General features: G+C 67.3%; 23 protein-coding genes. 5 read left to right on the forward strand and 18 right to left on the reverse strand.

Translation table 11 applies throughout. The features are described from left to right. Positions 1–5 precede the first annotated feature (5 nt). From ACFSGJ_RS03475 to ACFSGJ_RS03520, 10 genes are all read right to left on the reverse strand, one after another. The gene (locus tag ACFSGJ_RS03475) at positions 6–632 is read right to left on the reverse strand and encodes a flavin reductase family protein (protein ID WP_390259521.1); all 627 of its coding nucleotides are present in this window, start codon (positions 630–632) and stop codon (positions 6–8) included. Further along, on the reverse strand, positions 629–1,552 hold the full coding sequence (locus ACFSGJ_RS03480; RefSeq protein ID WP_390259523.1) for a LysR substrate-binding domain-containing protein: 924 nt from the start codon (positions 1,550–1,552) through the stop codon (positions 629–631). The genes ACFSGJ_RS03475 and ACFSGJ_RS03480 overlap by 4 nt, the downstream gene beginning before the upstream one ends. Further along, positions 1,549–2,187: an aspartate/glutamate racemase family protein gene (locus ACFSGJ_RS03485; RefSeq protein WP_390259525.1), complete on the reverse strand. Its 639-nt coding sequence runs from the start codon at positions 2,185–2,187 to the stop codon at positions 1,549–1,551. The genes ACFSGJ_RS03480 and ACFSGJ_RS03485 overlap by 4 nt, the downstream gene beginning before the upstream one ends. Further along, entirely contained in the window at positions 2,184–3,641 is a 1,458-nt protein-coding gene (hydA, locus tag ACFSGJ_RS03490) for a dihydropyrimidinase (protein ID WP_390259527.1), read from the reverse strand. Before hydA ends, ACFSGJ_RS03485 begins: the two co-directional genes overlap by 4 nt. Positions 3,642–3,655: 14 nt before the next feature. Continuing rightward, entirely contained in the window at positions 3,656–4,582 is a 927-nt protein-coding gene (locus ACFSGJ_RS03495) for an N-carbamoyl-D-amino-acid hydrolase (protein WP_390259529.1), read from the reverse strand. A gap of 39 nt (positions 4,583–4,621) precedes the next feature. Continuing rightward, entirely contained in the window at positions 4,622–5,287 is a 666-nt protein-coding gene (locus ACFSGJ_RS03500; protein ID WP_390259531.1) for an amino acid ABC transporter permease, read from the reverse strand. Positions 5,288–5,290: 3 nt separating this feature from the next. Next, positions 5,291–5,971: an amino acid ABC transporter permease gene (locus tag ACFSGJ_RS03505; RefSeq protein ID WP_390259533.1), complete on the reverse strand. Its 681-nt coding sequence runs from the start codon at positions 5,969–5,971 to the stop codon at positions 5,291–5,293. Between the two features lie 3 nt (positions 5,972–5,974). After that, a complete protein-coding gene (locus ACFSGJ_RS03510; protein WP_390259622.1) occupies positions 5,975–6,715 on the reverse strand; it encodes an amino acid ABC transporter ATP-binding protein in 741 nt (246 codons plus the stop codon). A gap of 66 nt (positions 6,716–6,781) precedes the next feature. Next, a complete protein-coding gene (locus ACFSGJ_RS03515; protein ID WP_390259535.1) occupies positions 6,782–7,645 on the reverse strand; it encodes a transporter substrate-binding domain-containing protein in 864 nt (287 codons plus the stop codon). Positions 7,646–7,810: 165 nt separating this feature from the next. After that, positions 7,811–7,969, reverse strand: coding sequence for a hypothetical protein (locus ACFSGJ_RS03520; protein ID WP_390259537.1), 159 nt, complete (start codon positions 7,967–7,969; stop codon positions 7,811–7,813). Positions 7,970–8,637: 668 nt separating this feature from the next. Here ACFSGJ_RS03520 and ACFSGJ_RS03525 point away from each other — a divergent pair. Next, complete coding sequence (locus ACFSGJ_RS03525; RefSeq protein WP_390259539.1) at positions 8,638–9,549, forward strand: 2-dehydro-3-deoxygalactonokinase; 912 nt, start codon at positions 8,638–8,640, stop codon at positions 9,547–9,549. A gap of 1 nt (position 9,550) precedes the next feature. Beyond that, positions 9,551–10,189 carry a 2-dehydro-3-deoxy-6-phosphogalactonate aldolase gene (locus ACFSGJ_RS03530; RefSeq protein ID WP_390259541.1) on the forward strand — a complete coding sequence of 213 codons (639 nt, stop codon included), beginning with the start codon at positions 9,551–9,553 and terminating at the stop codon, positions 10,187–10,189. A 90-nt stretch (positions 10,190–10,279) separates the two neighbouring features. On the opposite strand, the gene ACFSGJ_RS03535 is transcribed toward ACFSGJ_RS03530, so the two are convergent. Beyond that, positions 10,280–10,918 (reverse strand): TetR/AcrR family transcriptional regulator, encoded by a 639-nt coding sequence (locus ACFSGJ_RS03535; protein ID WP_390259543.1) that lies wholly within the window; start codon positions 10,916–10,918, stop codon positions 10,280–10,282. A 67-nt stretch (positions 10,919–10,985) separates the two neighbouring features. Between ACFSGJ_RS03535 and ACFSGJ_RS03540 the strand changes: the two genes are divergently transcribed. Then, positions 10,986–11,705, forward strand: a complete 720-nt coding sequence (locus ACFSGJ_RS03540; protein ID WP_390259545.1) for an SDR family NAD(P)-dependent oxidoreductase — start codon at positions 10,986–10,988, stop codon at positions 11,703–11,705. A 46-nt stretch (positions 11,706–11,751) separates the two neighbouring features. Here the strand turns inward: ACFSGJ_RS03540 and ACFSGJ_RS03545 are convergent, their stop codons facing one another. Beyond that, complete coding sequence (locus ACFSGJ_RS03545; protein ID WP_390259547.1) at positions 11,752–12,150, reverse strand: RidA family protein; 399 nt, start codon at positions 12,148–12,150, stop codon at positions 11,752–11,754. A gap of 150 nt (positions 12,151–12,300) precedes the next feature. Between ACFSGJ_RS03545 and ACFSGJ_RS03550 the strand changes: the two genes are divergently transcribed. Beyond that, positions 12,301–12,909, forward strand: a complete 609-nt coding sequence (locus ACFSGJ_RS03550; RefSeq protein ID WP_390259549.1) for a TetR/AcrR family transcriptional regulator — start codon at positions 12,301–12,303, stop codon at positions 12,907–12,909. 46 nt (positions 12,910–12,955) lie between these two features. Here ACFSGJ_RS03550 and ACFSGJ_RS03555 read toward each other — a convergent pair whose 3' ends face one another. After that, positions 12,956–13,672, reverse strand: a complete 717-nt coding sequence (locus ACFSGJ_RS03555; RefSeq protein ID WP_390259551.1) for a TetR/AcrR family transcriptional regulator — start codon at positions 13,670–13,672, stop codon at positions 12,956–12,958. Between the two features lie 109 nt (positions 13,673–13,781). On the opposite strand from ACFSGJ_RS03555, the gene ACFSGJ_RS03560 reads away from it, so the two are divergent. Next, a complete protein-coding gene (locus ACFSGJ_RS03560) occupies positions 13,782–15,101 on the forward strand; it encodes an aminotransferase class III-fold pyridoxal phosphate-dependent enzyme (RefSeq protein WP_390259553.1) in 1,320 nt (439 codons plus the stop codon). On the opposite strand, the gene ACFSGJ_RS03565 is transcribed toward ACFSGJ_RS03560, so the two are convergent. The 5 genes from ACFSGJ_RS03565 to ACFSGJ_RS03585 all read right to left on the reverse strand — a co-directional run bounded on the left by ACFSGJ_RS03565 (position 15,085) and on the right by ACFSGJ_RS03585 (position 21,497). After that, positions 15,085–16,335, reverse strand: coding sequence for an NAD(P)/FAD-dependent oxidoreductase (locus tag ACFSGJ_RS03565; RefSeq protein WP_390259555.1), 1,251 nt, complete (start codon positions 16,333–16,335; stop codon positions 15,085–15,087). The two genes, ACFSGJ_RS03560 and ACFSGJ_RS03565, sit on opposite strands and share 17 nt — an antisense overlap. 167 nt (positions 16,336–16,502) lie before the next feature. After that, entirely contained in the window at positions 16,503–17,993 is a 1,491-nt protein-coding gene (locus ACFSGJ_RS03570) for an amidase (protein WP_390259557.1), read from the reverse strand. A 38-nt stretch (positions 17,994–18,031) separates the two neighbouring features. Beyond that, complete coding sequence (locus ACFSGJ_RS03575; protein WP_390259559.1) at positions 18,032–19,687, reverse strand: ABC transporter ATP-binding protein; 1,656 nt, start codon at positions 19,685–19,687, stop codon at positions 18,032–18,034. Beyond that, positions 19,687–20,556 (reverse strand): ABC transporter permease, encoded by an 870-nt coding sequence (locus ACFSGJ_RS03580; RefSeq protein ID WP_390259561.1) that lies wholly within the window; start codon positions 20,554–20,556, stop codon positions 19,687–19,689. The genes ACFSGJ_RS03575 and ACFSGJ_RS03580 overlap by 1 nt, the downstream gene beginning before the upstream one ends. Continuing rightward, entirely contained in the window at positions 20,556–21,497 is a 942-nt protein-coding gene (locus ACFSGJ_RS03585; protein WP_390259563.1) for an ABC transporter permease, read from the reverse strand. The genes ACFSGJ_RS03580 and ACFSGJ_RS03585 overlap by 1 nt, the downstream gene beginning before the upstream one ends. Positions 21,498–21,503 lie beyond the last annotated feature (6 nt).

Here is a 21,503-nt window from a genome sequence, read left to right on the forward strand (position 1 = left end):
CCGGGTCAAAGGCTTTGGGGGATCGTGTGGCGCTCGATCTCGACCAGCCGTGCATAGCGGTCTGCGAAAAGCCGCGCGACGGGATAATCGCCGCCCCAGTTCACATGCCAGCGTTCGCGGTCGATCAGCCCGTCGCGGCAGGCAAGCCCCAGCGCCTCGCCGATCAGGATTTCACGTTCCGCCGAAAACCCGAGCGCGACCGTGCGCCGGCATTCGATCGCGGCGGGTGCGGCGGCGAGGCGCGGCGGGCGCACATGGGCGGATGGCGCAAGGTCGAGCCCCAGCGCCGCAGGTTCCGACAGGTCCGGCCCGGCGGGCGCGGCCGAGCGCACCATCGGCCCGACCAGATCCTCGGACACGAGGTTGATGACAAACTCGCCCGTGTCGCGGATGTTGCGGGTCGTGTCCTTGAGGCGCCCGTCGGCGTGATGTTCCAGCCCCAGCACCACCAGCGCCGGGTCCTTGCCAAAGAGGTTGAAGAACGAATAGGGCGCGGCATTCACCACGCCCGCCGTGCTGATCGTCGTGACCCAGGCGACCGGGCGGGGCAGGACGATGGCCGTCAGCAGCTTGTAGCGGATCGCGGGCGGCAGGGCGGTCAGGTCGATCGACATCGGCGGCCTTTCGGTCATTCATGAACTCGGTGGAGGTTCCGGGCAAGAAGCGGCCGCAGCGCCGCGACAAAGGCATGGGCCAGTTCGCTGCGCGGCACGCCCCGCCGCGTCAGCAGCACCACCCGGATCGGGCAGGCGGGCAGGAAGGGGCGGATCGCGATCTGCGGGCGGGCGTGGAAATGCGCCGTGAACGGGTCGACCACCGCATTGCCCAGCCCGTGGTTCGCCAGTTCCGCCGCGGTCGAGACATAACGCACCTCGATATGCGGCAGATAGCCGACCCCGTCCTGCACGAAGGCGGACCGCACGAGGCTGCCGAGCTTGCTGTCCACCTCCATCCCGATGAAGGGGCGGCCGTCCAGATCGCCGGCCCGGATCTGGCTCTGCCGGGCAAGGTCGCTCTCGGTGGGGACGAGCGCCACCATATGCGTTTCGTGCAGCACCTCGGTATTGAGCGAGGGCGGGCGGTCCATCGTGATCGCGACGCCCAGATCGGCGCTGCCGCTATGGACCGCATCCAGCACATGTTCCAGCCGCCGCACGTCAAAGGCCACCGACACACCCGGCCGTTCGCGCAGAAAGCTGCGCAACGCGCGCGGTGCGAGCGTGTGGCCGATGGGCGGGGTCGCGATGATCCGCAGCCGGCCGCGCAGCCCCTGCCGGATATCGCGCGCGGTCTGGGTAAAGCCCTGCAGCATCGAGAACATGGGCCGGATCTCGGCGAAAAGCGCCTCGGCCTCGGCGGTGGGCATCATCCGGCGCGAGGTGCGTTCGAACAGCACGATGCCAAGCTGGGTTTCAAGCTGTTTCAGCCCCGCCGACACCGCCGGCTGCGAGACGCCGAGCGCCGCCGCTGCCTCGACCGTGGTGCCGTTGCGCATCATCGCGGCAAAGATCTCCAGCAGGCGCAGCGAGATGTCGGTGGGTGAGCCTGTCACGCGAGGATCGCCCCCAGCGCGATGGCCGCCGCCGCCTGCACCGGGTCGATCACCGCGATCCCCAGGTCGCGTTCCAGCTGCGCCCGGCGCGGGGCAAAGCCTGCGCAGCCGGGCACCAGCGCCCCCGCCCCCATGTCGCGCAACCGCCGCCCGACCTCCAGCGTGCGGGCATAGACGGCGTCGGACCGGCCCGCATCCTCGGCGCTGACGCCGCCCAGATCGAGCTCCGCCGCCAGCCGCCCGATCACCCCCATGGCGCGCATCCGCCGCATGTGCCGCGCGACCGAGGCCGGCCCCAGCGCTACGATCCCGAAACGGTCGGCCCGCGCCATCGCGGTCAGGATGCCGGCCTCCTGTATGCCGATGACAGGCTTTGCGGTCAGGCTGCGCGCGAGGTCGAGGCCGGGATCGGAAAAGCAGGCGATGACATAGGCATCCGCCCCCGGATCGGCGGCGATCGTTTCTGCGACCCGGATCCCTGCGCGGGCGACATCCTCTTCGGTCATGATGGTGGCGGGGCTTTCGGGGATGCGGATGCAGTCGAATCGCGCGCCCGCAAGGCCTGCAAGCGCCTCGGTCAGGCTGTCGGTCACGGCCCCGGACGAATTCGGGTTGATGACGAGGATGCGCTTCATGGCCAGATATCCGCGCCGAAATTCTGCGCCGGGTCGAGTTCCGGCACGGTGGGCGCCTGCGGCCCGATGCGATAGGGCTGGCGGGCGACAAACTGGCCACGGCCACGCGCGGCCTTCAGCTCGCCGCCCTCGACGATGGTTTCGCCCCGGTTCAGCACATGAACCGGCCAGCCGGTCAGGCGCATCCCCTCGAACGGGGTGTAGTCCATCGCGTCATGCTGGTCGGCGGCGGTGACGGTGCGGGTTTCCTCGGGGTCCCAGATGGCGATATCGGCATCCATGCCCGGCAGGATCGCGCCCTTGCGGTCCATACCGAAGACCCGCGCCGCATTGGTCGACGAAAGCGCCACGAACTGTCCCAGCGTGATCCGGCCCGCGACCACCCCTTCCGAGAAAAGATAGGGCAGGCGCGCGGCGATCCCCGGCATCCCGTTCGCGATCGCGGGATAGGGCGCATCCGCCCCCTTGGCGAACTTGCCGGTCTCGTCGAACCGGTAGGGTGCGTGGTCCGAGGACACGCTGTCGAAGGTGCCGGTGCGCGCATGACGCCAGAGCGCCTTTTGCGTGGCCTCATCCCGCAGCGGGGGCGAACAGATGTATTTCGCCCCCTCCATCCCCGGACGGTCCAGATCGGCGCGGGTCAGCGCGAGGTATTGCGGGCAGGTCTCGGCATGGACGGGCAGGCCATCGGCGCGGGCGCGGGCCACCAGTTCCGCCCCCTCGGGCGTCGAGACATGGACGATGAAGAGCCCCGCGCCCACCAGCCGCGCGAGCGCGATGGCACGGTTGATCGCCTCGGCCTCGGCAATCGCGGGGCGAGAGATGGCGTGGTATTTCGGCGCCGTCAGCCCCGCCGCCGCCAGCCGCGCGTTCATCCATTTGATCATGTCGTTGTTTTCGGCATGGACCATGGTCAGCGCGCCGTGCTGCCGTGCCACGGCCAGGATATCGAGCATCCCCCGATCACCGAGGTTCATCAGGTCATAGGTCATGAAGACCTTGAAGGACGTGATCCCCCGGGCAAAGGCGCGGGGCAGTTCGTCCGACAGGACCTCGGGGCGGGGGTCCGAGATGATGAGGTGATAGGAATAATCCAGCACCGAATTGGGCGCGGCACGGCCGTCATAGGTGGCAATGACGTCATCGACCGACTGGCCGCGCTGCTGGGCGGCAAAGGGAATGAAGCTTGAATTGCCGCCAAAGGCCGCCGAGACCGAGCCGCTGTAATAGTCATCCGCGGTCATCAGCCCCGCGGAGCTTTCCTGCGCGATATGGGCATGGGCCTCGATCCCGCCGGGCAGCACCAGCCGCCCGCTCGCGTCGATCCGCCGGTCGCCGCCGGGGATGCGCTCGGCCAGGGCCGCGATGCGCCCCGCCCGGATGCCGATATCGCCCACCCAGCTTTCCTGCGGCGTGACGATCGTGCCGCCGTGAATGACGGTATCGAATTCCATGCCCGTTCCCCCCCTCAGACCTCGACCTTGATGCCGGTCTGGCTGCCGATGCGCTGATAGTGCTCGATCCGGCGGTGGCGCGCAAAGTCGAACACGGTCGTCTTGCCGAAGGTGCAGCGGTCGAAATCGCATTCGGCGGCGATCAGCTCGTCGTCTTCGGTCATGGCGCGGGCGATGATCTCGCCGTCCGGATCGACGATGACCGAGCCGCCCATCAGGTGATGGCCGTCCTCGGTCCCGGCCTTTGCCACGCCCACGACATAGGTCGAGTTCTGATAGGCCCCCGCCTGCATCGACAGATCGGAATGGAAAAGGCGCTGGCGCAGGCCCTCGTCCCCCTTCTGGCTGTTCACGGAAGGGGTGTTGTAGCCGATGGTGATCAGTTCGACCCCCTGCAGCCCCAGTTCGCGATAGGTCTCGGGCCAGCGCCGGTCGTTGCAGATCGCCATGCCCATCACGACGCCTTCGTTGCGCCAGACGTTGAAGCCCAGATCGCCGGGTTCGAAATAGCGCTTTTCAAGGTGCTGATGCGTGCGGTCCGGGTCGTATTCGTCATGGCCCGGCAGGTGGATCTTGCGATAACGGCCGACGATGTTGCCCGCGCGGTCGGTCAGGATCGAGGTGTTGAAATGATGCCCGTCGGGGGTCAGTTCCGCAAATCCGAAGGTAAAGGCGATGCCCAGCTCCCGCGCCAGATCGAACAGCGGCTGCGTCGCGCCATTGGGCATTTCCGTCTCGAACCAGATATCCATCTCGGCCCGGTCCTTGGCATACCAGCGGGGGAAAAAGGTGGTCAGCGCCAGTTCCGGGTAAACGAGCATCGTGACGCCGCGGCCATGGGCCTCGGTCATCAGGGCCATCATGCGGGCCACCACGGCCTCGCGGGTGTCGGCCTTCTGGATCGGGCCCATCTGGGCCCCGCCAACGATCATCTTGCGCATGTCTTTTCTTTCCTTGGTAGGGTCTTTCGGGGTTTCGCGTCACACCGCCAGCTTGCGCTGATAGCGGCTGACCAGCCGGACCATCGGCCACAGGAAGGCCAGATAGATCAGCGCGGCCAGCACCAGCGGCGAGGAATTGTAGGTCAGCGACCGGGCCATGTTGGCCGAGTAAAGCAGTTCGCCCAGCGACACGACCGAGGCGAGCGAGGTGAGCTTGACCACCTCGACCGCGTTCGACAGGAGGTCCGGCAGCACGTTGCGCACCGCCTGCGGCAGCACCACATGGGCCATCGTCTGCGCAGCACCAAGGCCCGAGGCGCGCGCGGCCTCGGCCTGTCCCGCGGGCACGGACCGGATGCCGGCCCGGTATATCTCGGCGTAATAGGCGGAGTTGTTCAGGAAGAACGCCACCGCCACCGCCGCGAAGGGCGTGATGTCGAGCCCGGCAAAGGGCAGGCCGGAATAGATGAAGATCAAAAGCACGAGGGGCGGCATCGCGCGCAGAAGGTCGATCACCGCGAAGGCCGGCCAGCGCAGCCACGCCCTGGGCGACATTGCCGCCAGCGCCAGAAAGAGCCCGCCCACCAGCCCGAGCCCCAGCACCACGGCGCAAAGCCTGAGCGTCATCCACAGCCCCGACATCAAGAGCGGCCAGATGCGCATCATCACATCGATGTTGAGAAAGAGCCGGATGAAATCGTCCATCCCCTAGACCCTCCAGGCAAAGCGGCGTTCCAGCAGCCGGGTCAGCACGACCAGCGGCAGGAACACGATGACATAGGCGATGGCCCCCATCGTCAGCGGTGCGGCCGAGCCGGAAAAGCTCTGTGCGGTCGAGGCGACCGACAGGATTTCCGACACGCCGATGACGGAGCCGAGCGCCGTCATCTTGGATATCGCAAGTACCCGGTTGACGACCGGCGGAATGGCCATCTGCACCGCCTGCGGCAGGGCGATGAAGATCAGCGTCCGGGTAAAGCCAAGGCCCGTGGCGCGCCCGGCCTCCCACTGGCCCTTGGGGATCGAGGTGAGGCCTGCCCAGAAGATTTCCTCGGTGAAGGCGGCCAGCACCAGCCCCAGCACGAGGATCAGCACCAGCGGCCCCGACAGGCGGATGCCGAGCCCCGGCAGGCCGAAATACATGATGAGGATGATGACCAAGGGCGGCAGGGCGCGGCCCAGATCGGCAAAGATCACGATCAGGAGGTTCAGCGCCCGGTTCCCGTAGGCCCGCAGGCAGGCGAGCATCAGCCCCAGTGCCACACCCAGCGCGATGACCGCCGCCGCCAGCCAGATCGTGTTCCAGACCCCCGCCAGCATGTCGGGCAGATAGCGCGCAAAGACCGCGCGGTTGAAGAAGGTGTCGATGAAGCGCTGCAGACCGTCCATGGCCTAGCCCCGGACGCGCGCAAGAAAGGCGCGGGTGCGTTCGGCCTGCGGGTTGGAAAAGATCGCCTCGGGTGCGCCTTCCTCGACCACGACGCCGCCATCCATGAAGACGACGCGATCCGCCGCCTCGCGGGCAAAGCCCATCTCGTGGCTGACGACCAGCATCGTCATGCCGCTTGCCTTCAGATCCTTCATCACGGCGAGCACCGATCCGACCAGTTCCGGGTCGAGCGCCGAGGTCGGTTCGTCGAACAGCATCACCTTGGGGTCGAGCGCCAACGCCCGGGCAATCGCCACGCGCTGCTGCTGGCCGCCCGAAAGCTCGGACGGCATCGCCTCGGCCCGGTGGCGCAGCCCGACGCGGTCGAGCATTTCGAGCGCCCGTTCCCGCGCCTCGTCGCGGCTGCGCCCCAGCGCCTTGACCTGCGCCAGCATCACGTTCCTGACCGCGTTCATGTGCGAATAAAGGTGGAAGCCCTGAAAGACCATGCCGACCTTCAGCCGCATCCGGTTCAGCGTCCGCGGGTTGCAGCCGACGATGTCCATCCCGTCGATCAGGATTGCGCCGGAGGTGGGTTCCTCCAGCCGGTTGCAGCAGCGCAGCATGGTGGATTTGCCCGAGCCGGAGGGGCCGATGACAAAGACCAGTTCCCCCTCGCGGACCCGCAGGTCGATGTTGCGCAGGACCTGCGTGTCGCCGAATTTCTTTTCAAGTCCGACGATTTCAAGCATGGGGCGGGGCATGGTCATTCACGTCCGGAGGCAAGGGGAGATACCCGCCCGGCAGCGCCGGACGGGGCAGGGGCAGGGTCAGCCAAAGCTGCAGGACGGCTCGTGCGCGCTTTCCTGATAGCCGGCGAAACCGGGGACGCCATAGCCCGGCGTCGGCGTGACGATGGTGGCGCCTTCGGGCGGGGTGACGCCGAACCAGCGTTCGGACAGTTCGGCCATCGACCCGTCGGTCTTGAGGCATTCCAGAACCTGGTCGATCAGGTTGCGCGTTTCCACATCGTCCTGGCGGAAGGCCAGCGCCCAGACAAGGCCGGTCTCGATTTCATGGGACAGGTCGATGGCGGGATTCTGCAGCGCGGCCCAGGCGGCGACGGTGGCGCCCGCAAGGTTCGCATCGGCCCGGCCCGTTGCCACGGCCTCGACCGCGTCGGTATTGGTGCCGAAGGGCACGACCGTCCAGCCATATTCCCCGGCCAGATCGTCAAGATAGGTGTGATAGGCCGAACCGCGGTTGACGGCGATGGTCAGCCCGCGGAAATCGTCGAGCGTGTCGCGCGGCTCGGATCCGGCGGGAACCACGAAGGCAAAGTTCGTGTCCATGAAGCCCTCGGTGAACAGGAGGTTCGCCGCCCGTTCTTCGTTCACGGTGACCGGGGCCATCAGGAAGTCATAGGTGCCGGCCTGCAACGCGGGGATCAGCCCCGAAAACTGCGCCGCATCGAGCTGCATCTCCGCGCCCAGCCGGTCGGCGATCAGCGCGGCCAGATCGACGTTGAAGCCCTCGACCCCGCCCGTAAGGCTGGGCATCGCATGGGGGGCGAATGTCCCGTCAAGCGCGGTGCGATAGGCGGGCTTGATCTCGGCGATCTGGGCCTGGGCGGGCAGTGTCGCAGCGACCGCAAGGGCAAGCGTCGCGCAACCCCGGAAAAGGGCGGTGAACATGGGTCTCTCCTGTTGTGAATGGTCTTGCGCCATGGGGGATGCCAACCACGCGGAGAGGGGTGGGGGGAAGTATAAAACAGCTTTGTGTTGATTGTTGTATTATAAACCAGCTTTATATTGCTGTATTTTGAGGCAATGAGCGGCGTAAATGGCGTGATCTGCCTGTCACAGCGGCGGAGCTGGCGTGCGCCCTTGCGTGAAGAACGGGCCAAGGATCAGCACGACCCCGAGGGTCGCGGCGATTCCCGCAACGGCGGGCTGGATGGCGCCTTTCGTGCTGGGCGTGTCGACCCGGGCCTCGACGGCCGGGGGGGTTTCCGTCATCGTTCTGGGCATCGGTGCGGGTGGGTTGTCACTGTCGATGGGCGCCTTCGCCGGGGCCTTCGCGGCCTTCGGGATGCTCGCGATCCTGTCGAACGGCGCGCACCCGGCGGCAGATGGAGCGGGGGGTTGGAGACGCCGGTCAAGGCCGCGGATGACATTCATCGCGCCCGGGCGCCCCGGTTTTCGGCCTGCCGCGGTCAAGGTGCGCGCGGCGGTCGGATCACATGCAGGCGTTGGCCTCGTTTCTGTCGCCCGGTCGCCAAGCCGGAGGCGGGCCGCTTGCCCGTGTTCGACAAGCCCGGCTACCACAGCTTCCTTCGGGAAGAGGTTCCGGGGGTCCTTGCGATGGCGCCGCGCGTGATCGGCCGGAGTATCTGGTCGACCCGTTGGTTTTCGCCTATGCCGATGATGGAAGGTGCGTCCTGTACGCGCGGGTGAACGGTGAACGGGAAAGCGATGGAGACGGGCTACGTTGCAAAAGAGGTGCCTGGCGGGCGGGCCTCTCTGCCCGATCCGGCAGCGATGCGCGGCGGGGCGTTTGTGCTGCATCCGCCCCGTGGGATTGTCACACATCGGAAAATCACCGGTGGGGCGGTTCTCATGACCTCTGGCAGATGGGTTTTCGTGATGAAGGCCATGGGTGATGACCCCGGCATGAGGCGATACGCATGACCGGGCTCATCGCAGTTGACTGGGGCACGTCGAGTTTCCGTCTCTGGCTGATGCGGCCGGACGGCACGGCCATTGCCGAGGCGCGCGGCCCCGAGGGCATGGCACATTGCCTCGAGGCGGGTTTTGCCCCGGTTCTGAGCCGCTATCTGGAACAGGTTTCCGCCCCGCCGGACTGGCCCGTGTTGATCTGCGGCATGGCAGGGGCGCGGCAGGGCTGGGCCGAGGCGCCCTATGCCGATCTGCCCGCCCCGGTCGGCGCGATCGCCGCTGCCGCGCTGCGCCTGCCGCCCGAACAAGCCGGGAAGCGGGATATCCGCATCCTGCCCGGGCTCGCCCGGCGCAACCCCCACCGCCCCGATGTGATGCGCGGCGAGGAAACCCAGCTTCTGGGCCTTGCGCTTGCGGGATATAACGGCTTGGTCTGCATGCCCGGCACGCATTGCAAATGGGCCGTGCTGGAGGGTGGCGCGGTCACCGATTTCAAAAGCTTCATGACCGGCGAACTCTATCACCTGCTGACGCAGCACAGCATCCTGCGGCTGAGCCTGCCCGCGCGTGACCAGCATGCCCCGGATGATCCGGACTTTCTGGAGGGGGTCGATCAGGCGCTGGATGATCCCGGATGTCTGGTCGAGGCGCTGTTTCCGATCCGCGCCGGTGCCCTGCTGGGGTTCGGACAAGGTGAAACTTCCCGCGCCCGTCTGTCCGGTCTGGTAATCGGCAGCGAAATTGCCCGGATGCTGCCGCAGATCGGCGCAGGAGACCTGACGCTTCTGGGCCAGCAGGGCCTGGGGGCGCTCTATCTCTCGGCGATGAGGCGCGCGAAACTGGACCCGCAGCTTGCCGATGCCGAACTTGCCACGCGCAGGGGCCTTCTGGCCGCCGCACGCAAAATCTGGAGCCTCTGACATGCAAAAGACGATCTTCTGGCCCGGGATGAAACGCGGTCTTATCGCGATCCTGCGCGGCATTACCCCGCCCGAAGCGGGGGCGATTGCCGATGTATTGGTAGAGGAAGGTTTCGAGGCGCTCGAGGTGCCGCTGAATTCCCCCGATCCGCTGGATAGTATCGGCACGATGGTGCGTTTGCATGGCGATCATGCGCTGATCGGGGGCGGGACGATGCTGTCGGTGTCCGATGTCGATCAGGTCGCCGATCAGGGCGGGCGGTTGATGGTCAGCCCCAACGTTCGACCTGCCGTCATTGCTCATGCGATCTCGCGCGGGATGGTGACGATGCCCGGCGTCCTGACCCCGACCGAGGCGTTCGACGCGCTGGACGCGGGCGCGAGCGGGCTCAAGTTCTTTCCCGCCTCGGTGGTCGGGCCGGCAGGCATTGCCGCGCTGATGGCCGTGCTGCCCAAGGGTTGCGTGGCGGGTGCGGTGGGCGGCGTCACGCCGGATAACATGGGCGATTATGTTCGTGTCGGGGTGACGACCTTTGGCCTTGGCACCGCCGCATACCGCCCCGGCGATACGCCCGACCAGGTACGGGGAAAAGCCCGCGCGCTGGTGTCGGCTTATGACCGGGCGATCGCGACGCGTTGACGCCGGCGATCTCTCGCACGTCAACGGACAGGCGCTGCAGGCCGCGCCCCTTCCCGGCCTGCAGATCCGGCTTGCGCGGCTGGCCAGCCTCTATGGAACCCGCTGAGGCAGCGTTTCCAGATAGGCGCGGCACATGGCGTGCAGGCTCCGGCGCAGGGTATCGGTTTCGCCGGGCGACAGCCCGCGCTCGAACGCGTTGCGGACAGTGCCGTAGATGACCGAGGTCAGGGTGAGGTTGACCGCCGCCGCGTCGGCAATAGACACGTCCGGCGCGGTCGCCAGCATCGCTGTCGTCGCGGCATCGACCCGGGCGGCGAAGCCTTGCAGCAGCGCCTCGTTGTCCAGTTCGACCACCGAACGGTAGAGCGCGCGTGTCACCTCGGCCCGGTCGGTCTTGGCCTGCCAGTAAGTGTCGATCAGCGCGCCGACCATCTGCGCGATCGGCTGGCCAGCCTGTGCTGCCGCGACGTCCTCGACCCGCGAGGCGAGCAGGTCGAGATAGCGCGCGTTCAGTGCATGGATCAGCGCCTGTTTGTGCGGGAAATACTGATAGAGCGTGCCGACCGAAACACCCGCGCGCGCGGCCACGCGGGTGGTGGTCAGACCCGCCATTCCGTCGCGCAGCAAAACCTGAATCGTGGCCTCGTAAATCGCGTCCACGGTCACGCGCGCGCGGCGTTGGGCCGGGGTTTTCCTGGGCTTCAGGGCAGGAGGCACGGGGAGGGGCATATGCGAATCCAAAAGCTGAAGCATCCCTCATATTTTTAGGGTGGAGCAGAGGCGAAAGGAAGATCGCATGACGGAAGAGAGAATTGCGCTGGTCACCGGCGCCAACAAGGGGATCGGACTTGCCATCGCAAGGCAGTTGGCGCAGGCGGGCGTTCACGTCCTGATCGGCGCCCGGGATGAGGCGCGCGGGACGGCCGCCGCCGCCGGGCTGGCGGCACAGGGGCTCGGCGCCGAATGGATCAGGCTGGATCTGGACGATCACGCAACGCTTGCCACCGCCGCAGCGCTGATCGAGGCGCGGCACGGGCGGCTCGACATCCTTGTGAACAACGCCGGGATATTCGATCCGGGTGACGGCGCGCCGGGCGCGGCATCCATCGCGGCGGTGCGCCGGGTGATCGAGGTGAACTTCATCGGTGCCCTTGCCGTGACGCAAGCGATGCTGCCGCTGTTGCGCAAGGCGTCGGCCGGGCGGATCGTGAACCTTGCCAGTTCGCTCGGCTCGCTGGCGCTGAACGGCGATCCGGGATCGACCTATTACGCGCAGCGGTTCATCGGCTATAATGCGTCAAAGGCGGCGCTGAACATGCTGACGGTGCAACTGCACGAGGTGCTGAAAGACAGCGGCATCAAGGTCAACTCGGTCAGTCCCGGCTTTGTCAGGACGGACCTGACCGGCTATGGCACGATGACCCCGGAGGAAGGTGCGCGGCTGCCCGTGCATTACGCGCTTCATCCCGATGGCAGCGGCCTTTTTGTTGAGCCGGATGGCCGCACCCCTTGGTGAGGTGTCGGCAGCGGGCAGCCGTCAGGACGCCCGCTGCCGCCTTGCGTCATGCCCCGGGGATGCGGGCAATGACCTTGATCTCCAGATCGAACCCGGCGAGCCATGTGACACCGACGGCGGTCCAGGTGGGGAAGGGGCGGCCGGGGAAAAACCGCTCTTTCACCGGCATGAAGACGGGAAACTGCGTCTCGGGGTCAGTGTGAAAGGTGGTGACGTCAATGATGTCGTCAAAGCTCGCGCCGGCGGCCTCCAGCACCGCGCCCAGGTTGGCGAAGGCGCGCTCGACTTGGCCCAGATATGTATCCTCGGGCTCGCCGTCCTCGCGGCTGCCGACCTGACCCGAGACAAAGAGCAGGTCGCCCGAACGGACGGCGGGGGAATAGCCATGCTTGTCGTAGAGCGCGTGGCGGGCGGCTGCGGCGAGGTAGATGGCTTGGCGGGACATCGGGTGATCCTTTCGTTATGCGCGGGTCCGACATGCGGCGCCCTTGCTTTCATTGAAAAGCGCATTGATATACGATGCGTATCCGGTAAGTGGAGACATACGTCTCGTATGTCAACAGGGATACGAGCCGTATGTCAGTTGGAGATTGCGATGGTCAGGCGGACGCGCGCCGAAATGATGGGGGAAACGCGGCGCAGGCTTTTGGCCTCTGCCCGTGCGGCTTTTGCGGAAAAGGGGTTTTCGGCCACGTCGATGGATGACCTGACGGCGGCTGTGGGGCTGACGCGCGGGGCGCTTTATCACAACTTCGGCGACAAAAGGGGGCTCTTTGCGGCGGTGGTCGAACAGATCGATGCCGAGATGGCGGACCGTGCGCGCAGCCTTGCGGCGGCCGAGGACAGTCTTTGGGACGCGCTTCTGACCGAGGGCAGCGCCTATATCGAGATGGCGCTCGACCCGGAGGTGCAGCGCATCGTCCTGCGCGACGGCCCGGCGGTGCTGGGCGATCCGGCGCATTGGCCCAGCCAGAACCGATGCCTGGACGCGACGCGCACGGCGGTCACGCAACTGCTGGCGAACGGGGTGCTGCGCCCGGTGGATATCGAGGCGGCTGCCCGCCTTCTGAACGGCGCGGCGCTGAACGCGGCGCTGTGGGTTGCCGCCTGCGACGATCCGGCCGCGATGCTGCCCAAGGCGCAGGACGCCTTCCGGATGCTCGCCGAGGGGCTTTTGGCGGAAAGGGCGGACCGGAGGGCGTGACGAGGACGAGGGCCGCGATTAACGCCGCCGGTGACCCGCGCCCGACTCAGCCCTTTGTCCGGCTGGCGAGGCCGGCGATGAACGCCTCGACATAGACCCTGAAGCCGCCGTCCAGCGGCACGACAGATCCGTTGTCCCAGCGCAGGATGAACGCCTTGTTCGCCATGTCCGGCAGCGCGCTGTGCAGACGGGGGAACCTTTCCGCGTCGATCTGCGCGAGATCCTCGCGAAACCGGTCCTCCCATTCCTGCTGGCGCGCGGGGGCGGCGGCCAGTTCCAGCGTGACAAAGCCGACCAGCGCGGCAAGGGTCGCGTTATAGGCGTCGATCAGCGCCGTCCCTTCAAAGCCCGCGCGGCCGAGCGCGTCGAGAATCCGCTCGATCAGCGGTGCGCTGGACATTCCGTTCGATACCAGTTGGCTGCCCGTAAAGGTGGCGATGTTCGGGTGGCGGTGCATGGCCTTTCGATAGCCCTCGAAAAGCCCGCGCAGGGTGACGCGCCAGTCCTCTCCCTTTGGCGCCGGAACCATGAAGCCGTCGATGACATGTGCCGCCACCTCGGCTAGGAAATCGTCCTTTCTGCCGCCGATGTGCCAGTAGATCGTGGCGGGGTAGACACCCATGACACGCGCCAGTTCCCGCACGCTGAAGCCTGCTGTGCCGCGCGCGTCGATCAGCCTGACGGCAGCGTCCAGAACCGCGGCCTTGTCCAGCCCGTGGCGTATGCCTGCGCCCTCTGCCCCTGATCTGCCGCCGGTCGTCATCCGTCTCTCCCTCTCTGCCCGGCAAGGCTTGACAACATGAAGGCCCGGCGTCAAGTTCTTGTCCGGCGAACAAGAGCCACACATCACGCCGGACAGGGAGATATCGGGCATGAACAGCGCAGGTCCGGCAGCCATCCAGACGCTGCAGCAGGCGGTGCAAGAGGCGGTGAACCGCTATGTGGCGCGCAACCCCCGCAGCGCCGCCGCGGCCGATGACGCGGCCCGGGCGATGCCCGGGGGTAATACGCGGTCGTCGCTGTTCCACCGCCCCTTTCCGCTGCGCATGGCACAGGGGGCGGGCTGCCGGCTGCGCGACGTGGACGGGCACGACTACATCGACCTTCTGGGCGAGTTCACCTCGGGCATCGCGGGCCATTCGCCCGAACCGATCCTGACGGCGATCCGGGACGCGCTGGCGGATGGCATCAACCTCTCGGCGCATAACATGCTTGAGGCCCGGCTTGCGGCGGGGCTTTGCGCGCGGTTTCCGTCCATCGACCTGATCCGCTTTGCCAATTCCGGGACCGAGGCCAATCTGATGGCGCTGGCAACCGCCCGCGCCTTTACCGGGCGACACAAGGTCGTGGTGTTCGAGAACGCTTATCACGGCGGCCTCTTGGCCTTTGGCCCCGGCGGGCTGCGCGTGGCAGTGCCCCATGACTATGCCATCCTGCCCTATAACGACAAAGACGCCGCAGAGAGCTACTTTGCGCGCCATGGCGCAGAGGTCGCGGCGGTTCTGGTAGAGCCGATGCTGGGCGCTGGCGGCTGCGTGCCGGGCGACCCGGAATTCCTTTCGCTGCTGGCGCGGCTTGCCCGCCATCACGAGGCGATCCTGATCTTTGACGAGGTGCAGACCTCGCGCCTTTCGGCGGGCGGGCGCCAGGCGCTGCTGGGCATGACGCCGGACATGACCACGATCGGCAAGTATTTCGGCGGCGGGCTGGCATTTGGCGCCTTTGGCGGCCGCGCGGACCTGATGGCGCAATACGATCCCCGGCAGGCGGGGGCGTTGATGCATGCGGGCACGTTCAACAACAACACGCTGGCCATGGCCGCAGGCCTTGCGGCGCTGGAACATGTGGTGACGCCCGACGCGCTGGACCGGATCAATGCCCTGGGCGACGCGATGCGCGGGTCGCTGAATGCCCTCTTTGCCGAACAGGGCGCGCCGTTTCATGTGACCGGGCTCGGCTCGATCATGAACATCCATCCGGTCCCGGCAACAGGGGCAGAGGCGGGGTTGTTGCGGGATCTGATCTTCTTCGACCTGCTGGAGCGGGGGTTCTTCATCGCCTCGCGCGGGTTGATCGCGCTCAGCGTCCCCATCGGCCCCGCCGAAATGTCGGCCTTCGCGGACGCCGTCCGCGATATCCTGATCGCGCGGCGCGGCGTTCTGGGGCAGGCCGTCCCTAGCGCGCCCCGTTGAAGCGCGTCGCGGCATAGGGCGCGGGGTCAAGGAACGGGCGGTCCCCGGCGATCATCTCGGCGAGCAACTGGCCGGTGACGGGACCGAGCGTAAAGCCCTGATGGGCGTGCCCGAAATTGAACCACAGGCCGGGATCGCGCGGCGCCGGCCCGACCACCGGCAGCATGTCGGCCGTGCAGGGCCGTGCGCCGCGCCACGGCTCGGCCTCGACCGGTTGGCCGAGGTCCACGATCTCGGCCGCCGCTTGCGCCGCGCGAAGGCTTTGCACGGGCGTCGAAGGGGCATCGCGCAAGGCGAATTCCGCCCCGGTCGAGATGCGCAGCCCCTGCGCCATGGGTGCAAGCACCGCGCCGCGCTCCGCGTCCAGCATCGGCAGGTCGAGCCCCGTGCCCGTGATGTGATAGTGGCGGTGATAGCCGCGCTTGACGAAAAGCGGCAGGCGATAGCCAAGCGACCGCGTCAGGTCCGCCGCCCAGGGGCCAAGCGCGATAACGGCCTGCCCGGCTGTCACGCGGCCCTCGCCGGTTGTGACGGACCAGCCGCCATCCGCCCGCGCAAGGCTTGTGGCGTCGCCCCGCAGGATGGTGCCGCCGCGCTGGCGAAAGAGGTCGGCGTAGCGGGCGACAAGCTCGCCGGGCGCGCGCACCGTCCAGGGATCATGCCAGTGCAGCGCCCCGGCAAGCGGGCGCGTCAGCGCGGGCTCGGCCCGGTGCAGTGCCGCGCCGTCCTGAACAGTGCAGGCAAGGCCGTGGTCGCGCGCCATCCCCTCGGCCGCCGCCGCGGCTGCGTCGAGCGCCCCTGTCGTGCGGAAGACAAAGCGGAACCCATCGCGCCGGACCAGATCTCCGGCCCCGGCCGCCTCGATCAGCGGGGCATGGGCGCGCAGGCAGTGTTCGATCAGGCGGGCATGTGCGCTGGCGACCGCCCCATATCGCGCCGGCGCCGAGAACCGCCAGTAGTCCAGCAGCGGCCCCGCCAGCCCCGGCAGCGCGCGCAGGTGATAGTTCACCTCGGGCCCGATCCGCAATGCGGCGCGCAGGATCGCCGAGGCGGTGCGGGGAAAGGCGTAGGGCTCCACCGCCTCGCGCTGGATGATGCCCGCATTGCCGAAAGAGGTTTCCTGACCCGGGTCGCGCCGGTCGATCAACACGGCATCGTGCCCGCGGGCCTGCAGATGCAGCGCCGTGCAGACGCCGACCATTCCCGCCCCCAGAACCATCACATCGGGTTTCATCCGGCGTGCCTCATTGGTCAGCCGCGTCCGGCGGCGATGACAGGGGTCGTTCCGTCAGGCGCAAGGGGCAGTTCGTCCGACGGAAAGTCCAGCCTTGCCGCGCGGCGCAGTCTGCGGCGGGGACGCTGGGGGTTTCGGGCATTCCGCTTCTCCTTTTGCGGCGGGTCTCAGGCGAAGCCAAGGAACTCGGCATCGGCAGCGATGGGCGGCGCCTTGGTCAGCGCGGCGATATCGGGGCGTGGCCGCGCGAGGTCGGGTTCGCTCGCCAGATAATGCTCCAGCGTCGCGGCAAAGGCGAGCGTTGCGACATCTTCACCGCGCCCGCCCACGATCTGAAGACCGAACGGCATCCCGAGCGCATCGCGGCCCACCGGCAGCACGACCGAGGGATGCCCAGCCAGTGTCGCGCCATAGGCCATCGACAGCCAGTGATAATAGCTCCGCGTCGGGTGGCCGTCGATCTCGGCCGGGTAAAGCTCGTGCCAGTCGCGCGGGCTGATCGTGACGGCGGGGGCAAGCAGGAAATCGTGCCGTTCGAAAAAGACCTGCCAGTCGCGGTAGATGCGCGTCTGGATCTCCATCGCGCGGCCCACATCGATCGCGGAATAGCCCTCGGCCTCGGCAACGTTGGCGCGGACGTTTGGCCCGATCTGCGCGGGATGTTCCGCCAGCAACCTGCGATGCTGGCCCGAGAACATCACCGCACGCAGGATGGCAAAGGCGTCATCGGCGCCGGTGCAGTCGGGATGGGTCCGCTCGGCCCGGGCGAAGACGTGCTCGAACCGGGCGATCTTGGCCCGGAACGCCTCGGCAACGGTATGTTCCACCATGGCAAAGCCGAAGTCCTCGGTCACGGCCACACGCGCGCTGCCCAGATCGACGCGGGCGAGGCGGGCGAAATCGCCGGCATCGTAATGCGTCCGGCCCTGCGCCACCGAGACCCAGGGGTCACGCCGGTCCGGCCGGATCATGGCCGAAAGCATGAGGGCCGCATCCGTCACGTTGCGCGCCATCGGTCCGTTGCTGGGCAGGGGCAGAAACCCCATTGCCCGGCTGTGACCCGGCACCACCCCATGCGACGGACGAAAACCCACCACACCGCAAAAGGCGGCCGGATTGCGCAGGCTGCCGCCGGTGTCCGAACCGGTGGCAAGGGGCGAGATCCCGACCGCCAGCGCCGCCGCCGACCCGCCCGAGGACCCGGCCGCCGACCGCGAAGGGTCGAACGGGTTGCCTGTCGCGCCATAGACGGCGTTGCGGGTATTGCCGCCCGCGCTCCATTCCGGGTTGTTGGCCTTGCCCATCATCAGCGCACCTTCGGCCCGCAGCTGGGCGATCATCGGGTCGTCCGCCTTTGCCACGTTGCCGGCGAAAATCTCGCTGCCGAACGTGGTCGGCAGGCCCGCGACGTCGACCATGTCCTTGACGCAGACGGGCAGGCCATGCAGCGCGCCAAGCGGCCCACCCGTCATCACCTTGCGTTCGGCCGCACGGGCGGCGTCGAGCATCCGCTCAAAATCCGGCACGACCAGCGCGTTGATGGCGTGATTGACGGCCTCGGCCCGGTCGATGCAGCTTTGGGCGAGTTCGACGGGCGACAGGCGTTTGCAGCCGATCAGCCATCGGGCCTCGGTGGCGTCGAGATCGCAGGGGTCCATGATGGAAAACCTCGGTAGTTTGGAAAGGAAATGAGGGGTCAGGCGGAGGCGCGTGGCGCAAAGGCCGCAAAGTCCCAATGCCGTCCCGGTGCCGCCTCCATCAGCGAGCGGGTATAGTCGGCGCGGGGCTGGCCCAGCACCTGGGCGGTGGGTCCGTATTCGACCATGCGGCCCGCCTTCATCACCAGGATGTCGTCGCAGATCTGGGCCGCGACGCGCAGGTCATGGGTGATGAAGAGGATCGCAACACCCAGCCGGGTCTGTATATCGTCAAGCAACCGCAGAACCTGCGCCTGCACCGATACGTCGAGCGCCGAGACCGCCTCATCGGCGACCAGCACCTCGGGCTCCATGATCAGGGCGCGGGCAATGGCGATCCGCTGCCGTTGCCCGCCCGAAAACTGGTGGGGGAACCGGTTGATCGCGTCAGCTGGCAGGCCGACCAGTTCCAGCAGGTCCTGCGCCCTTTCCCAGGAGTGGCCGAAGGGCGCGCCGTAGTTGACCGGCCCTTCCACAAGGCTGCGCCCGATTGTCATGCGGGGGTTGAGCGAGCGGTTTGGGTCCTGAAAGATCATCTGGATGCGCTTGCGATGCGGCTTGAGCGCCTGTGCCGACAGTTCCCCCACATGCTGGCCGCAGACCCGGATCGCGCCGCCGCTGGGGTCCACCAGCCGCATCACGCAGCGGGCAAGGGTGGACTTGCCCGATCCGCTTTCGCCCACGACGCCCAGGGTCCGTCCGGCGCGCAGGGTGAATTCGACACCGTCCACCGCCACCGTTTCGCGCGCGGGGCGCCAGAGCCGCGAAAGGCCCCCCCGTCCGCCGTAGACCTTGCGCAGGCCCGTGACTTCCAGCACCGGTTTTGCGCGGGTCTCGCGGCGTGGCGGGCGGGGCAGAAGGCTGGGCACGGCGGAAAGCAGATCGCGCGTATAGCCCGCTTGCGGGCGCGAAAGAACCTCACGCACCGGACCGGTCTCGACGATCTCGCCAGCGCGCATGACGCAGACACGATCCGCGATATCCAGAACGACGCCCATGTCATGTGTGATGAACAGGACCGCCGTGCCATGCTGCGCCTGCAGGTCCCTGATCAGGGTCAGGATCTGGGCCTGCGTGGTGACGTCCAGCGCGGTCGTGGGTTCATCCGCGATCAGCAGGCGCGGTTCCAGCACCAGCGCCATGGCGATCATCGCGCGCTGCCGCTGTCCGCCCGAAAGCTGGTGCGGAAAGCTGTCATGGATCCGCGCCACATCGGGCAGGCGCACCTGATCCAGCGCGTCGAGCACGCGGGTGCGGCGGGCGCTTGCCGACAGGGTGGCATGGGTGCGCAGGCTTTCGTCGATCTGCGCGCCGATGGACATGACCGGGTTGAGCGCCGTCATGGGTTCCTGAAAGATCATTGCCATGCGGTTGCCGCGCAGGGCGCGCATCTGGGCGGGCGAGACCCCGGTCAGGTCGGTTCCGTCCAGCCGGATCGCGCCGCGCGTCACCTGCAACAGGCGGGGCGGCAAAAGGCCCATCGTGGCGAGCGACGTGACCGATTTGCCCGAGCCGGACTCGCCCACAAGGCACATCGTCTCGCCGGCGCGGATGTCGAACGAGACGCCGCGCAGGATGGGCTTTGCCCCGGGTCCGCCGGTGGCCACGGCGAGGTCCGCGACCTCGAGGACCGGTTTGTCGGCATGTTCAGTCATCAGCGATGCCTCGTGAGCTTGGGGTCGAGCGCGTCGCGCGCCGCATCGCCCAGAAGGTTGACCGAGAGAATGCAGACCGAGAGCGCAAGCCCCGGCCAGAACACCATTCCCGGCGCGAGCTGGAAATAGGTCCTCCCCTCGGACATGATGTTCCCCCAGGACGGGGTTTCGGACCCGATGCCGACCCCGAGAAAGGACAACACCGCCTCGGTCAGGATGGCCGACGCGCAGATATAGGTCCCCTGGACGATCAACGGCGCGCTGGTCGAAGGCATCAGATGGCGCCACATCAGCCGGGGCCAGGGCGTGCCGGTCAGGATCGCTGCCTCGACGAACGGTTCCTCGCGGGTCTGAAGAACGCTGGCGCGCACCAGCCGGACGACCTGCGGGATCTCGGGGATGGTGATCGCAACGATCAGGGTCCAGATGCTCGCCTGCGTCAGGGCGACGATGGCGATGGCCAGCAATACGGCCGGAATTGCCATCAGCCCGTCCATAATGCGCATCAGCACCGCGTCCACGGGGCGGAAATAGCCGGCAAGCAGCCCCAGGGGCAGCCCGATCGCCACGGCGGCAACGGCAACCCCAAGCCCCACCATCAGCGAGATGCGCGCCCCATGAACGATGCGCGAGAAGAGGTCACGCCCAAAGGCATCGGTGCCCAGCCAATGCGTCCCGTCCATGCCGCGCAGGCGGTTGGCGGGCGAGAGGGCCAAGGGATCGTGGACCGTGATCCAGGGCGCCAGCAGCGCCATGAGAAGGAGCGCGAGCAGAATGAGACCGGCCGCCAGCGTCACCCTGTTGCGTCCCGGAAGGCTGCGCAGGAACACAAGGGCCGGATGCCCGGAGAGAGAGGAAGGTGCGGACATCAATAGCGTATCCTCGGGTCGGTCAGGGCATAGGAGATGTCGATCAGCAGGTTGATCAGAACGTAAAGGCCGGCGGTCAGCAGGATCAGCGCCTGTATCACCGGGTAGTCGCGCGCCAGCACCGCATCCACGATCAGCCGGCCCAGCCCGGGGATGTTGAAGACCGTCTCGGTCACCACCACGCCCGAGACCATGAGCGCGAAGCCCGTGCCGATGACAGTCAGGATCGGCACCGCGGCATTGCGAAGGGCATGGTGGAACAGCACGACAGGCTCGGTCACGCCCTTGGCGCGGGCGGTGCGGATGTAATCCTCATCCAGCACACCCAGGACGCTCGCGCGCGTCATCCGCGCGATCAGGGCGATGTAGACCGTCGACAGCGCCAGCGCGGGCAGGACGATCCGGCTCGCGAACTCGCCCACGCCTTGGGTGATGCTGCGAAAACCCTGCACCGGCAGCCAGCGCAGTTCGATCGCAAAGATCTGGATCAGCACATAGCCGATCACGAAGACCGGGATCGAAAACCCGACGACCGAGGCCGACATCACCAGATTGTCGATCCACCCGCCCCGGCGCCATGCCGCCAGCACCCCCAGCGGCACCGCGATCAGCGCGGTAAAGACGATGGACACGAGCGCAAGGCTGATCGTCGGTTCCAGCCGCTGGCCGATCATTGTCAGGACCGGTGTCTGCGACAAGAGCGAGATCCCGAAGTCACCCCGCAGCACACCCCCCAGCCAGATGAAGAACTGCCGGTGCAAGGGCTGGTTCAAGCCCAGAATGTCGCGGATCTGCTGAAGCTGCTGGGGCGATGCGTTGTCGCCGGCGATGATCGCGGCGGGATCGCCGGGCGAGAGCCGCAGCAGCAGAAAGACGAAGAGCGCGACGACAAGCAGAACCGGAATGGCCGCAAGAACGCGCCGGAGAAGGTAGCCGAGCATGGGATC

The sequence above is a fragment of the Halodurantibacterium flavum genome (assembly GCF_042681825.1).
In the GTDB taxonomy this organism is placed as follows: domain Bacteria; phylum Pseudomonadota; class Alphaproteobacteria; order Rhodobacterales; family Rhodobacteraceae; genus Halodurantibacterium; species Halodurantibacterium flavum.